This is a genomic window from Variovorax sp. FG153, from assembly GCF_057809595.1.
The window spans coordinates 155,559-167,620 of record NZ_JBMDKG010000004.1 but is presented as its reverse complement, the minus strand read 5'-3'; the positions used below and the strand labels follow the sequence as shown (position 1 = coordinate 167,620).

At 70.7% G+C, this 12,062-nt stretch carries 15 protein-coding genes and 1 riboswitch; of the genes, 5 read left to right on the top strand and 10 right to left on the bottom strand.

Translation table 11 applies throughout. The features are described from left to right. Positions 1 to 6: 6 nt before the first annotated feature. The 5 genes from pqqE to pqqA all read right to left on the bottom strand — a co-directional run bounded on the left by pqqE (position 7) and on the right by pqqA (position 3,311). Positions 7 to 1,164 carry a pyrroloquinoline quinone biosynthesis protein PqqE gene (gene pqqE, locus ACODT0_RS07430; protein ID WP_489040969.1) on the bottom strand — a complete coding sequence of 386 codons (1,158 nt, stop codon included), beginning with the start codon at positions 1,162 to 1,164 and terminating at the stop codon, positions 7 to 9. Then, entirely contained in the window at positions 1,161 to 1,436 is a 276-nt protein-coding gene (pqqD, locus tag ACODT0_RS07425; RefSeq protein WP_057590745.1) for a pyrroloquinoline quinone biosynthesis peptide chaperone PqqD, read from the bottom strand. Before pqqD ends, pqqE begins: the two co-directional genes overlap by 4 nt. Further along, positions 1,433 to 2,179, bottom strand: coding sequence for a pyrroloquinoline-quinone synthase PqqC (pqqC, locus tag ACODT0_RS07420; protein WP_422098177.1), 747 nt, complete (start codon positions 2,177 to 2,179; stop codon positions 1,433 to 1,435). The genes pqqD and pqqC overlap by 4 nt, the downstream gene beginning before the upstream one ends. A 39-nt stretch (positions 2,180 to 2,218) precedes the next feature. After that, positions 2,219 to 3,139 (bottom strand): pyrroloquinoline quinone biosynthesis protein PqqB, encoded by a 921-nt coding sequence (gene pqqB, locus ACODT0_RS07415; RefSeq protein WP_489040968.1) that lies wholly within the window; start codon positions 3,137 to 3,139, stop codon positions 2,219 to 2,221. 97 nt (positions 3,140 to 3,236) lie between these two features. After that, positions 3,237 to 3,311: a pyrroloquinoline quinone precursor peptide PqqA gene (gene pqqA, locus ACODT0_RS07410; RefSeq protein ID WP_172705269.1), complete on the bottom strand. Its 75-nt coding sequence runs from the start codon at positions 3,309 to 3,311 to the stop codon at positions 3,237 to 3,239. A gap of 165 nt (positions 3,312 to 3,476) precedes the next feature. Between pqqA and ACODT0_RS07405 the strand changes: the two genes are divergently transcribed. After that, entirely contained in the window at positions 3,477 to 4,460 is a 984-nt protein-coding gene (locus ACODT0_RS07405; protein ID WP_489040967.1) for an alpha/beta fold hydrolase, read from the top strand. Here the strand turns inward: ACODT0_RS07405 and ACODT0_RS07400 are convergent. The 5 genes from ACODT0_RS07400 to ACODT0_RS07380 all read right to left on the bottom strand — a co-directional run bounded on the left by ACODT0_RS07400 (position 4,436) and on the right by ACODT0_RS07380 (position 7,970). Continuing rightward, a complete protein-coding gene (locus tag ACODT0_RS07400; protein ID WP_422095845.1) occupies positions 4,436 to 5,053 on the bottom strand; it encodes a GNAT family N-acetyltransferase in 618 nt (205 codons plus the stop codon). The two genes, ACODT0_RS07405 and ACODT0_RS07400, sit on opposite strands and share 25 nt — an antisense overlap. Continuing rightward, positions 5,050 to 6,126, bottom strand: a complete 1,077-nt coding sequence (locus ACODT0_RS07395) for an alpha/beta fold hydrolase (RefSeq protein ID WP_489040966.1) — start codon at positions 6,124 to 6,126, stop codon at positions 5,050 to 5,052. The genes ACODT0_RS07400 and ACODT0_RS07395 overlap by 4 nt, the downstream gene beginning before the upstream one ends. Then, positions 6,123 to 6,542 carry a hypothetical protein gene (locus ACODT0_RS07390; RefSeq protein ID WP_057590751.1) on the bottom strand — a complete coding sequence of 140 codons (420 nt, stop codon included), beginning with the start codon at positions 6,540 to 6,542 and terminating at the stop codon, positions 6,123 to 6,125. Before ACODT0_RS07390 ends, ACODT0_RS07395 begins: the two co-directional genes overlap by 4 nt. Before the next feature lie 66 nt (positions 6,543 to 6,608). After that, positions 6,609 to 7,103 carry a TIGR01841 family phasin gene (gene phaP, locus ACODT0_RS07385; RefSeq protein ID WP_057590752.1) on the bottom strand — a complete coding sequence of 165 codons (495 nt, stop codon included), beginning with the start codon at positions 7,101 to 7,103 and terminating at the stop codon, positions 6,609 to 6,611. A 198-nt stretch (positions 7,104 to 7,301) separates the two neighbouring features. Then, the gene (locus ACODT0_RS07380; protein ID WP_261211591.1) at positions 7,302 to 7,970 is read right to left on the bottom strand and encodes a hypothetical protein; all 669 of its coding nucleotides are present in this window, start codon (positions 7,968 to 7,970) and stop codon (positions 7,302 to 7,304) included. 155 nt (positions 7,971 to 8,125) lie between these two features. After that, positions 8,126 to 8,193, top strand: a riboswitch (S-adenosyl-L-homocysteine riboswitch). Positions 8,194 to 8,263: 70 nt separating this feature from the next. On the opposite strand from ACODT0_RS07380, the gene ahcY reads away from it, so the two are divergent. The 4 genes from ahcY to ACODT0_RS07360 all read left to right on the top strand — a co-directional run bounded on the left by ahcY (position 8,264) and on the right by ACODT0_RS07360 (position 12,058). After that, positions 8,264 to 9,703 (top strand): adenosylhomocysteinase, encoded by a 1,440-nt coding sequence (gene ahcY, locus ACODT0_RS07375; RefSeq protein WP_489040965.1) that lies wholly within the window; start codon positions 8,264 to 8,266, stop codon positions 9,701 to 9,703. 9 nt (positions 9,704 to 9,712) lie between these two features. Further along, the gene (locus ACODT0_RS07370) at positions 9,713 to 10,501 is read left to right on the top strand and encodes a TlyA family RNA methyltransferase (protein ID WP_489040964.1); all 789 of its coding nucleotides are present in this window, start codon (positions 9,713 to 9,715) and stop codon (positions 10,499 to 10,501) included. A gap of 10 nt (positions 10,502 to 10,511) precedes the next feature. Further along, the gene (gene metF, locus ACODT0_RS07365; RefSeq protein WP_057590756.1) at positions 10,512 to 11,336 is read left to right on the top strand and encodes a methylenetetrahydrofolate reductase [NAD(P)H]; all 825 of its coding nucleotides are present in this window, start codon (positions 10,512 to 10,514) and stop codon (positions 11,334 to 11,336) included. A gap of 86 nt (positions 11,337 to 11,422) precedes the next feature. Beyond that, positions 11,423 to 12,058: a septal ring lytic transglycosylase RlpA family protein gene (locus ACODT0_RS07360; RefSeq protein ID WP_261211588.1), complete on the top strand. Its 636-nt coding sequence runs from the start codon at positions 11,423 to 11,425 to the stop codon at positions 12,056 to 12,058. Positions 12,059 to 12,062 lie beyond the last annotated feature (4 nt).

Sequence of the window (12,062 nt, the reverse complement as noted above, 5' to 3'; positions counted from 1 at the left end):
TGCCTTTCAGTTGTGCCCCTGGGGCAGCGACAGCGCGTCGTCGGCCGCGACGAAGCGCCGCGAGGCCTTCGGATCGCGAAACACCAGCGGCTGCGCCGGCGGCTCGCCCGCGTCGGCGCGGCGCACGGCCTCCAGCACCTCGCCGTGCGCGGGGCTCTTGGCGCACACCGGGTCGGCCGCCGCGGCGTCGTGCGCCAGCATGTAGGCTTGGCAGCGGCAGCCGCCGAGGTCGCGCTCCTTGTGCTCGCAGCTGCTGCAGGGTTCCTTCATCCAGCCGGTGCCGCGGTAGCGGTTGAAGCCTTCCGAGTCGCGCCAGGCGCTGCGCACGCTGGTCTCGCGCAGGTTCGGGAACGCGAGGCCCGGCAGCATGCGCGCCGTGTGGCAGGGCAGCGCGGTGCCGTCGGGCGCGACGGTCATGAACATGCTGCCCCAGCCGTTCACGCATTTCTTGGGCGCGGCCTCGTGGTAGTCGGGCGCCACGAAGAAGATCCGCATGCGGCCGTCGAGCTTGCGGCGCCAGGCCTCGGTGGCGGCCTCGGCCTTGCGCATCTGCTCGCGCGTGGGCAGCAGGTGGGCGCGGTTCTCGCGCGCCCAGGCGTAGTACTGGGTGTTGGCGAGCTCGAGGTACTCGGCGCCCATGGCCTCGGCCATCTCCACGATGCGGTCGATGTGGTCGATGTTGAGCCGGTGGATCACCACGTTGAGCACCATCGGCCAGCCGTTGGCCTTGATCAGGCCGGCCACCTTCCGCTTGAGGTCGAAGGTCTTCGTGTGCGAGAGGAAGTCGTTCATCTCGCGCGTGGAGTCCTGGAACGAGAGCTGCACGTGGTCCAGGCCCGCGGCCTTGAGCGCCGCCGCGCGCGCCTCGCTCAGGCCCACGCCCGAGGTCAGCAGGTTGGTGTAGTAGCCCAGGCGCCGGGCCTCGGCCACCAGCACCTCGAGGTCGTCGCGCAGCAGCGGCTCGCCGCCCGAGAAGCCGCACTGCACCGCGCCCAGTTCGCGTGCCTCGCGCAGCACGCGCAGCCAGTCCTCGGTGGGCAGCTCGTCGGCATGGCCGGCGAAATCGACCGGGTTGTAGCAGAAGGCGCAGTGCAGCGGGCAGCGGTAGGTGAGCTCGGCCAGCAGCCACAGCGGCGGACCCGGCAGCGCCGCCGTCGCGCTCACTTCAGCACCACCCAGCGCTGCGCGAGCGCGATCTCGAGGAAGGCCAGCACCTCCTTGCCGAGGCCAGTGGTGTCGAAGCATTCCTCGAGGTCGAGCACGATCGCGCGCACGTCGCTTTGGCCGTCGCAGCGCTTGAGGATCTCGCCCGCGCTCTGGTTGAGCTTGACCATGCCCTCGGGGTAGAGCAGCACGTGGCAGTCCTGCGCGGGCTCCCACTGCAGCCTAAAGCCCTCGGCGATGCCGGGCCGGCTGTCGAGCGTGGGCGCGCTCATGCGGCACCTCCCCCGGTGGCCGGCGTCACGCCGTAGGCCAGCGCCATCGCATCGTTCATGGCCCAGAGGATGTCGAGCTTGAACTGCAGGATGTCGAGCGCGCGCTCCTGCTGCGCGCGCGTGGCGAAGTGCTCGAGCGTGAGCGCCAGGCCCTGCTCGACGTCGCGCCGCGCCTGGCTCACGCGGTTGCGGAAGTAGGCGAGGCCGCCGGGCTCGATCCACGGATAGTGCTCGGGCCAGCCGGCCAGCCGCTGCTTGTGGATCTCGGGCGCGAACAGCTCGGTCAGCGAGGAGCACACGGCCTCCTGCCAGGGCGCGCGGCGTGCGAAGTTCACGTAGGCATCGACCGCGAAGCGCATCGCGGGCGTCACGTGGCGCAGGTCGACGATCTCCTCGCGCGCGAGGCCGGTTGCGACGCCGAGGCCGATCCAGGCCTCGATGCCGCCCGGGTCATCGCCGCTGCCGTCGTGGTCCACGATGCGCTGCACCCAGCCGCGCCGCACCTCGCGCTCGGGGCAGTTGGAGAGGATCGCCGCGTCCTTCACCGGAATCGCGATCTGGTAGTAGAAGCGGTTCGCGGCCCAGCCGCGCACCTGTGCGGGCGTGGCGCGGCCCTCGTTGAGCATGCGGTTGAACGGATGGTGGATGTGATAGGCCTTGCCCCTGGCGCGCAGCTGCGCCTCGAACTCGGCGTGGCTCCAGGCTGGCTCGCCGCTGGGCGTGCGCGGCGGCGCGAGGGAGATGTCGATGAGGGCGATGATGGGCTCCTGGGTGCTGCGTGCTCAGAGCACGATCTCCATGCCGTCGAAGGCGACCTCGATGCCGCGCCGGTCGAGCTCGGCGCGCTCGGGCGAGTCCTCGTCGAGGATCGGGTTGGTGTTGTTGATGTGGATCAGCACCTTGCGCGTGCGCGCGGGCAGGTCGGCCAGCCATTCGAGCATGCCGCCCGGTCCCGACTGCGGCAGGTGGCCGATGCTGCGGCCGGTCTTGCGGCTGAAGCCCAGCGCGATCATCTCGTCGTCGCGCCAGAAGGTGCCGTCGACCATCACGCAGTCGGCCGCGCGCATCGCGGCATCGACCTCGGGGCTGTGCGCGCCGAGGCCCGGCGCATAGAAGGCGCTGCGGCCGCTCGCGGTGTCGGTCAGCGTGAGGCCGATGTTGTCGCCGGGCACGGGATGCTCGCGGTGCGGCGAGTAGGGCGCGGCCTTGCCGACCAGCGCGAGCGCGCGCAGCGCCAGGCCGCTCACGCCCGGCACCTCGAAGCCGCGGCCGTCGAGCGGCAGCTCGTGGTGCGCGACGCCGCAGAAATGCGAGAGCACGCGCAGGATCGGGTTGCCCTGCGTGAGGTCTTCGTACACCGGCCCGGTGCACCACAGCGGCAGCGGCGCGCCGCGCTCGCGCAGCATGTAGAGGCCGGTCGAATGGTCGACCTGCCCGTCGACCAGCACCACGCCCGCGATGCCGGTGTCGCGCGGGCCGCGTCCGGGCTGCAGCGCGGGCGTGGCCTTGATCTGTTCGAGGATGTCGGGCGAGGCGTTGACCAGCACCCAGTCGTCGCCCGTGTCGCCCTTGGCGCAGATCGAGGACTGCGTGCGCGCGCGGGCGCGCACGGTGCCCGCGCGCAGGCCGGCGCAGTTCGCGCAATTGCAGTTCCACTGCGGAAAGCCGCCACCGGCGGCGGCGCCCAGGACGCGGATGTGCATGCGGTGCGGCGCCGCGCGGCGGCGCGAGAGAAGGGGGAGGGGAAAGCGAAACCGGCACGGACCGCCGAAGCGGGCCGTGCCGGAAAGGGCGTGGCGCTCAGCGCGCCGCCACGTACATCGTGATCTCGAAGCCGAAGCGGAAGTCGGTGGCTTGAGGGGTGGTCCAGGTCATGAAGTCTCCTTGAGGAATTCCATTCGCAGGCGAAGGCCGATGGGTGCCTTCGGAAGCGGCGAAAGCGCGCTCCGCGGACAGCATACCCAGTTTGAGGGGGGCGCGCAGCGTGGTTGCAGTACCCGTCGCGGCGTGGGCGCGGTCCGACGGCGTAGCATCGGCCGCATGCTGGAGGCACTTGGTTCTACAGGCGATGGCACGGGCCGGCTCGACGTGGGCGAGGGCCATCGGCTGCACTGGGAGACCACCGGTGCCGTCGAGGGTCGCGCCGCGCTCGTGCTGCATGGCGGGCCCGGTTCGGGCGGCTCGCCGGCGCTCGCGCGCGGCTTCGATCCACAGCGCTATCGCGTGGTCGCCTTCGACCAGCGCGGCGCGGGACGCAGCACGCCGCGCGGCGAGACGCGCCACAACCGCACCGAGTTGCTGATCGCCGACATCGAGGCACTGCGGCACCACCTGGGCATCGAGCGCTGGCTGGTGGTCGGCGGTTCGTGGGGCGCGACGCTGGCGCTGGCCTATGCGGCGCGCCATCCCGAAGCGGTCGACGGGCTGCTGCTGCGCGGACTGTTCGTGCCGAGCGCATCGGAGTTGCATTGGAGCTTCGAGGGCGCGCGCGCGACCCATGCCGAAGCAGGGTCGCGGCTGGCCGGCGCGGTCTCGCTGGCCGGGGGCGCGCCGTTGCTGCCCGCGTTGTGCCGCGTGTTCGCGGGCGACGACCTCGCAACGCAATCGCGCGCGACGCTCGCCTGGCTGGCCTGGGAGCATGCGCAGGGCGGCCAGTCCGGCGCCGCGCCCGAGCCGCAAGGCGATGCGCTGCAACGCGCGATCGATCGCTACAAGGTGATGGCGCACTACCTCGCACACCGCTGCTGGCTCGCGGACGGCGACGCGGTGAGGTGGGGCGCGCTCGACGCGCTGCGCGACCACCCGGTGCTGTTCCTGCACGGTGAACTCGACCGGACCTGTCGCCCGGCCGCCGCTCGAGCCGTACAGCGCCTGCTGCCCGCGAGCCGCTTCGAAACCGTGCCCGGCGCGGGCCACGATCCCTTCCATCCCGCGATGGCGCAGCGCATGGCGCGCGCGCTCGATGCCTTCGCGGCACGAGGCCGTTTCGACCCACCCGTTCAGAACGCCTCGGTCACCCCGTAGGCCCGCATCTGCGCCTCGACCTGCGCGACGTCCTGGCACAGCACGACGAGATCGTGCGCGCGGCCCTCGCGGTCCTTCACGTGCTTGCTCAGCAGCGCCTCGGGCCGGAAGCCCAGCGCCTGGAACACCGCGATCGCGCCGCGCTGGTCCACGGTCATCTGCGCCACCACCTTCTCGTGGCCCTGTTCCATCGCGAGCGCGCAGCCCTCCTGCGCGAGCTGCTGGCCCAGGCCGCTGCCGCGCAGGGCAGGCTCGACCAGCACGCGCAGCTCGGCCACATGGCGCGACCACGAATGCGGATCGCGGATCACCGCCGCGCAGCCCAGCACCTTGTCGTCGCGCACCGCGAGCACGCTGTCGATGTCGCCGCGCGCGATGGCGCGCACCCAGGCGTCCATCACCTTGGGCTGCGTGATGTCGCGCGGCAGGAACAGCAGGTCGTGCGTGGGCAGCGCCTGCGCGAAGGCCAGCACCGCGCCGGCATCGGCGGCGTCCATGCGGCGCAGCGCGATCTCGCCGTCGGCATGCGGCAGCGTGCGCGGATAGAGCCGGGTCGAACCCGGGTTCGTCGGGGTGTCTGCGGCATTCGTCATGTGGATCGCACTCCCAGCCATTCGTCGAGCTTCGGCCACAGCCGGCGCACCGCGTTCGGTCCCGCGGCCAGGCTCACATGGCCGCCCTTGAGCACCACTTCCTCCTTGTCCGCCGATCCGATGCCCGCGATCAGCGGCGCGCCCGCCTCATAGGGAACGATGTGGTCGTGCTGCGCGAGCGCATGCAGCACCGGCACCTCGATGTCGGCGAGGCGCACCGGCCGCCCGCCGATCGAGAGCTCGCCTTTCAGCAGCTTGTTGCCCCACATCAGTTCCTTCACGGTCTGGCGGAAGTACTCGCCCGCCAGCGGCAGCATCTCGGCGCCCCAGCGGTCGAACATGCGGTAGGACTTGACGAACTCGTCGTTCGCCATGTTGTCCCACAGCTGCACCAGGCCCGCGCCGCGGCCCGCGGGGCGCAGCATGTCGAAGGAGGCGAACAGCATCTCGGGCGGCACGTTTCCCACGCTGTCGACCAGCCGGTCGACGTCGAAGTAGCGCTGGTCGGACCAGGCATGGAACATCGTCATGCGGCTGAAGTCGATCGGCGTGGTGAACAGCGCGAGGTTCTTCAGCGGCCCGCCGGGATGCAGCGCGGCATAGAGCGTGGAGAGCACGCCGCCCATGCAGTAGCCGACGATGCTCACGTCCTCCTCGCCCGAGCGTTGCTGCACGCGGCGGATCGAGTCGGGAATGAAGTCGAGCACGTAGTCCTCGATGCGCAGCCGCTTCTCCTGCAGCCGCGGCGCGTTCCAGTCCATCATGTAGACGTCGTAGCCCTGCTTGAGCAGGTGCTCGACCATGCTCTGGCCCGGCGCGAGGTCGAGGATGTAGCCCTTGTTGGTGGTGGCCATCACGATCAGCACCGGCACGCGGTAGATCTCGTCGACCATCGGCCGGTAGTGGTAGAGGCTCAGCGTGCCGCGGCGGTGGATCTCGTCCTTGGGCGTGAGTCCGACCGCGGGCGTGGCGCTGGTCAGGAACTCCAGGCCCTTGATGTTGCGCTGGATGGTGCGCTCGATCTCGGCGCGCAGGTCGGGCAGCACCGGCAGCTCGGCGGCGGGCGTGCTCATGGGCGCGGGCGGCGGGTGCGGGCCGGGGCCTTCTTCGCGGGTGCTGGCGGCGCGGCCGCCATCGAGGGTGGCTGTTTCGTGCGCCGCGGTGCCGCGGGCCGCGGTTGCGGCGCCGTACCGCCCTCCTCGAGCTGTCGCGCGATCCGCGCCAGATGGTCGTCGATGTGCTGCAGCTGCTCGGACAGCGCCTGCAGGTCGGCGCGCGTGGGCAGGTTCAGCATCGTGAGCAGCCGCGCCATCAGGTCGGCCAGCGCCTTCTGCGCGCCCAGCGAGGCATTCATGCCGCCGTGCATGCCCTGCCGGAACGGATCGGAGGCCATGGCCTCGTTGGCGAACGCGTTGGTGCTCTTTTCCCATTGCGCGCTGAGCTCGCGCCAGATCGCCATGGGGTCGAGGGGAGAGGAGGACTGGGTCATGGCCGCACACCGAGGTTCGTCGTCGGAAGGCCGCGCCGTGCGCCGGCGCGGCGCCTGGGCCGCGCGCTACTTGCGCTGCAGCATCTTCGTGACCTCGTCGACGTTCGACTGGATGCGCTGGCGCACCACCTCGAAGGCATCGGCCTGCGACTTGGCCGCGAGATTGGCGAGTTCCTTGATGTCGTCGACCGCGCGCTGGAACGACTGGCGGCCGAGCGCGTCGAGCTTGGCGAGGCTTTCCTTGGGGTCCTTGCCGGGGATGTCCTTGGCGGCCGCCTGCCAGTCGGTGATCGCGCTCTTGATCATCTCGGTCTGGCGCTGCACCACGGTCTGCAGGCCCTGGAACGACTTCTCGTTGGCCTGCATCAGCGCCTGCAGGTCCTTGCGGCCGCTGTCGAGCAGCTTGCTCGCGCCGTCGGTCATGTTGAGGTTCTGCAGCCGCTCGGCCATGCCCTTGAGCGGGTTGAGCATGTCGGCCGCGCTCGGGGTCGCCTTTTTCGCGGCGCTTCCGCTGCTGCTGGCAGTGGTCTTCTTGGCGGCGGCTTTCTTGGCAGTGGCCATGGTGCGGAATCTCCTGAGGACGTTGGACAAGATGGTGGCGGGACCGGCCGCGCACGCGCGCGGTCCGCCGCCACGATACGCCGCGGCGACCCTGCCGCGGCGGTCGCGGCCGCGGATTTGCCTGGGGGATTTCCCGAAGGGATGGTGTGCGCCGCGGCGCCGGCGATCGATGCGGTGTCGCCGGGTAGCGGCAACGGCTTACATCGGCGGCGTGAAGCCGTCGCGCCCGGCCACCACGCGCAGCGCGGTCGGCGTGCCGTTGCGCTCCTGCGCATTGACCAGCACCTTGGCGCCCGGCACCAGCAGCGCCTCGGTGCCGGGGCGGAAGGTCACGACCGGCACGTCGCGCGGCACGATCACGGTCTTCTCGCCGCCCTTGTAGGTCAGGCGCAGCTGCTGTCCGCCGCGCACCGAGCGTGGCGCGGCCGCGAGGTCGGCCACGGTCGCGTTGGTCATGGTGCTCCGCGGCTGCAGGTCCCACGGATAGTGGCCCTCGCCGCTGCCGCGCGCGGCCTCGGGGAACACCAGCACCTCGAGCGCCTTCTGGGTGCCGTCGGGCTGCGGCATCGCGGCGGTGCCGACGAAGCTGCCCTTCCTGATGTCGGACAGCTTGATGCGGTAGACCTCCGACAGCGGCATGTCCGCGGGCCGCGCAAGGCTCACGACCTCGCCGTCGCGGTCCTTGACGACGAGCTTCTTCGCGTCGGCGTAGACCAGCGTGCCGCGCACGCGCACCACCGGTTGCGTGGCCGAAGCCTGCTGTGCGAGGGACAGGCCCGGCAAGGTGGCGAGGCCGAGCAGGGCCGCCGTGCAGAGCGCACGGCGCGCGGTGGGGGACGGGGGCGCGGACAGGCGGGATGAGGGCATCGGAGGGCTTTCGCTGAAAAGGAAAAGAAGGCAAGCCGCGTTGTACGCCCCGACTCTGAGCCCTGCATGACGCGGGGTGTTGGCGCGTGCTCGCGTTCCGTGATGTGGGAAGCCCCGGCCGTTGGCGCCCGTGTCCGGCACGTCTACAATCCGCCGCTTCCGAGGAGCGTTGCAGCGCCGCCAGGCGTGAGGCTCGGACCCATCGCAACCACGCTCATCCGCTGTTCTCGCGGTGAGTCTTTTCCCCCGATCGCAGTGGCCTCGTTCAAACACAGTTCTGGAGTTCACTTCACATGAGCGCTGTTCTCAAGCCCACCCCTGTTTCGTCCGCCGACCAGGCGATCGCCGACCTCTCGCTCGCCGCCTGGGGCCGCAAGGAAATCCGCATCGCCGAAACCGAGATGCCCGGCCTGATGGCCATCCGCGAGGAATTCGCCAAGAGCCAGCCGCTCAAGGGCGCGCGCATCACCGGCTCGCTGCACATGACGATCCAGACCGCGGTGCTGATCGAGACGCTGCAGGCCCTGGGCGCGCAGGTGCGCTGGGCCTCGTGCAACATCTTCTCGACGCAGGACCACGCGGCCGCCGCGATCGCCGCGTCGGGCACGCCGGTGTTCGCGATCAAGGGCGAGTCGCTCAAGGACTACTGGGACTACACCCACGCCATCTTCGATTTCGGTCCCAAGGACTCGAAGGGCGAAGGCCCCAACATGATCCTCGACGACGGCGGCGATGCCACGCTGCTGATGCACCTGGGCCAGCGCGCCGAGAAGGACCTGGGCGTGATCGCCAACCCGGGCAGCGAGGAGGAGCGCATTCTCTTCGCCGCGATCAAGGCCAAGCTGGCCGTGGACGCGACCTGGTACACGCGCAAGTCGGCCGAGATCATCGGCGTGACCGAAGAGACGACCACCGGGGTGCACCGCCTCAACGAGATGAGCGCCAAGGGCACGCTGCTGTTCCGCGCCATCAACGTCAACGACTCGGTCACCAAGAGCAAGTTCGACAACCTCTACGGTTGCCGCGAATCGCTGGTCGACGGCATCAAGCGCGCGACCGACGTGATGGTCGCCGGCAAGGTGGCCTGCGTGGCCGGCTACGGCGACGTGGGCAAGGGCTCGGCCCAGGCGCTGCGCGCGCTGTCGGCGCAGGTGTGGGTCACCGAGATCGACCCGATCAACGCGCTGCAGGCCGCGATGGAAGGCTACAAGGTCGTGACGATGGAGTACGCGGCCGACAAGGCCGACATCTTCGTGACGACCACCGGCAACAAGGACGTGATCCGCCACGAGCACATGGCCGCCATGAAGGACCAGGCCATCGTCTGCAACATCGGCCACTTCGACAACGAGATCGACGTCGCGTCGATCGAGAAGTACGAATGGGAAGAGATCAAGCCGCAGGTCGACCACATCACCTTCCCCGACGGCAAGAAGATCATCCTGCTGGCCAAGGGCCGCCTGGTGAACCTGGGCTGCGGCACGGGTCACCCGAGCTTCGTGATGTCCTCGTCGTTCGCGAACCAGACCATCGCGCAGATCGAGCTGTTCACCAAGCCCGACGCCTACCAGGCCGGCAAGGTCTACGTGCTGCCCAAGCACCTCGACGAGAAGGTCGCGCGCCTGCACCTGAAGAAGGTCGGCGCCATGCTCACCGAGCTGACCGACGCCCAGGCCGCCTACATCGGCGTGAGCAAGAACGGCCCCTACAAGCCGGACACCTACCGCTACTGATCGCCGCGCATGCGAGCCGACCAGTTGCTGGTGGAACGCGGCCTCGCCGCCTCGCGCTCGCAGGCCGTGCGGCTCATTGCCGGCGGCATGCGCTGGCGCGATGCGGGCTCGACCGATGCGTGGCGTTCGGTCGCGAAGAACCGCGACGAGGTGCCCGAGTCGGCCGAGCTCGAGCTCGACGACGCGGCCGAGGCGCGCTATGTCTCGCGCGGCGGGCTCAAGCTCGAAGGCGCGCTCGAGGCCAGCGGCGTCGATGCCGCCGGCAAGCTGTGCCTCGACGTGGGCCAGTCGACCGGCGGCTTCACCGACTGCCTGCTGCAGCGCGGCGCCGCCCGGGTGGTGGGCGTCGATGTCGGCCACGGGCAGCTGCATGCGAAGCTGCGCGAGGACGCGCGCGTGCTCGCCATCGAAGGCGTCAATGCGCGCGCTCTCTCGGCCGACGACCTGCGGGAAGAGGGCGAGGAGCCCTTCGCCGAGCGCTTCGACCTGATCGTCGGCGACCTGTCCTTCATCTCGCTCACGCTGGTGTTGCCGGCCGTGGTGCAGTTCCTCGCGGACGACGGGCAACTGCTGATGCTGGTCAAGCCGCAGTTCGAACTGCAGCCGGGCCAGGTCGGCAAGGGCGGCATCGTGCGCGACGCGGCGATGTACGAGATCGTCGAGAAGCGCCTGCGCGATGCCTGCGCCGCGCTCGAGCTGCGCGTGCTGCGCTGGTTCGACAGCCCGATCGCCGGCGGCGACGGCAACCGCGAGTTTTTCATTCACGCCGTGCGCGCGACGGGCGCGGGCGGTTCCTAAGGAGACGCAGGTGCGCCTTCCGCTGAGTTTCGAATTCTTCCCGACCAAGACGCCCGAAGGCGCGGTCAAGCTGCGCGCGGCGCGCCAGCAGCTCTATGCGCGCAAGCCCGAGTTCTGCTCGGTCACCTACGGTGCGGGCGGCTCCACCCACCAGGGCACCTTCGGCGCGGTGCAGGAGATCCTGTCCGAGGGCGTGGACGCGGCCAGCCATTTCTCGTGCATCGGCGCCACGCGCGAGACGGTGCGCGCGCAGCTCGCCGAGCTCAAGGCCATGGGCGTGAAGCGCCTGGTGGCGCTGCGCGGCGACCTGCCCAGCGGCTACGGCGCGGGCGGCGAGTTCCAGTACGCGAGCGACCTCGTGGCCTTCATCCGCGCGGAGACCGGCCGCGACTTCCACATCGAGGTGGCCTGCTATCCCGAGGTGCATCCGCAGGCGCGTTCGCCCGAGGCCGACCTGCAGGCCTTCGCGGCCAAGGTGAAGGCCGGCGCCGATTCGGCGATCACGCAGTACTTCTTCAGCGCCGACGCCTACTTCCGCTTCGTCGACGAGGCGCGCGCGCTCGGCATCGACACGCCGATCGTGCCCGGCATCATGCCGATCACCAGCTCGACGCAGCTGATGCGTTTCTCGGACGCCTGCGGCGCCGAGATCCCGCGCTGGATCCGGCTGCGGCTGCAGGCCTTCGGCGACGACACGGCCTCGATCAAGGCCTTCGGCCTCGATGTCGTGACCGACCTGTGCGCGCGGCTGCGCGAGGGCGGCGTGCCGGCGCTGCACTTCTACACGATGAACCAGTCGGCGGCCACGCTGGCTGTCCTGGAGCGCCTGGATTGAGAGGGGCGGCGCGGGCGCCTGGCTCGCTGCGCGGGGCGCTTCGCGCCGCGCTCGTGGCCTGCACCTGCGCGCTCGCTGGCTGCGCCATGCCGCCGGCGACCGAGGGCGGCGCGGCGCCGGACACCGTGGCGCAGGAGAGCCTGTCGCCGATCCCGCGCCAGATGACCGTGCCACCCGGCGCCGAGCCGCGTTCGAACGTGCCCTCGGTGCGCTACGACCTCGCGGTGACCGGCCCCGATGAACTTCCCGCCGACGGCCTGCCGGGCGACGAGCCGCGCGGGGAGGTGTTCGAGCGCGGCGGCGCCTCCTGGTACGGCATCCAGTTCCACCAGCGCCGTACCGCCAGCGGCGAGCGCTTCGACATGGGCGCCCTGACGGCCGCGCACAAGACCCTGCCCTTCAACACGCGCGTGTGCGTGCGCAGCCTCGTCAACGGCAAGGAAGTGCTGGTGCGCGTGAACGACCGCGGCCCCTACACCCAGGGCCGCGTGATCGACCTGAGCCGCGCCGCGGCCGACCGCATCGGGCTCGCGAGCCTGGGCATCAAGCAGGTGGCGCTGACCGTCATCGACCGCGAGGGCATGCGTTGCGACGGCGAGCTCGCGGAGCCGGGCGAGGCCGACGCGCCGTCGCTCGAGGTGGCGCCGGTGCGGCCGCCGCAGGCCCGGCCTGCGGCAACGCGCAAGGCGCCGGTACGCCGCGCGCCGGCACGGCGGCGCTGAGCGG

Excerpts from the sequence above, each read along its gene's own strand:
- pqqB (WP_489040968.1), bottom strand. The coding sequence starts at position 3,139 with ATGCACATCCGCGTCCTGGGCGCCGCCGCCGGTGGCGGCTTTCCGCAG.
- ACODT0_RS07380 (WP_261211591.1), bottom strand. The coding sequence starts at position 7,970 with ATGCCCTCATCCCGCCTGTCCGCGCCCCCGTCCCCCACCGCGCGCCGT.
- pqqD (WP_057590745.1), bottom strand. The coding sequence starts at position 1,436 with ATGAGCGCGCCCACGCTCGACAGCCGGCCCGGCATCGCCGAGGGCTTT.
- ahcY (WP_489040965.1), top strand. The coding sequence starts at position 8,264 with ATGAGCGCTGTTCTCAAGCCCACCCCTGTTTCGTCCGCCGACCAGGCG.
- ACODT0_RS07360 (WP_261211588.1), top strand. The coding sequence starts at position 11,423 with ATGCCGCCGGCGACCGAGGGCGGCGCGGCGCCGGACACCGTGGCGCAG.
- ACODT0_RS07400 (WP_422095845.1), bottom strand. The coding sequence starts at position 5,053 with ATGACGAATGCCGCAGACACCCCGACGAACCCGGGTTCGACCCGGCTC.
- ACODT0_RS07390 (WP_057590751.1), bottom strand. The coding sequence starts at position 6,542 with ATGACCCAGTCCTCCTCTCCCCTCGACCCCATGGCGATCTGGCGCGAG.
- ACODT0_RS07405 (WP_489040967.1), top strand. The coding sequence starts at position 3,477 with ATGCTGGAGGCACTTGGTTCTACAGGCGATGGCACGGGCCGGCTCGAC.
- ACODT0_RS07395 (WP_489040966.1), bottom strand. The coding sequence starts at position 6,126 with ATGAGCACGCCCGCCGCCGAGCTGCCGGTGCTGCCCGACCTGCGCGCC.
- ACODT0_RS07370 (WP_489040964.1), top strand. The coding sequence starts at position 9,713 with ATGCGAGCCGACCAGTTGCTGGTGGAACGCGGCCTCGCCGCCTCGCGC.
- phaP (WP_057590752.1), bottom strand. The coding sequence starts at position 7,103 with ATGGCCACTGCCAAGAAAGCCGCCGCCAAGAAGACCACTGCCAGCAGC.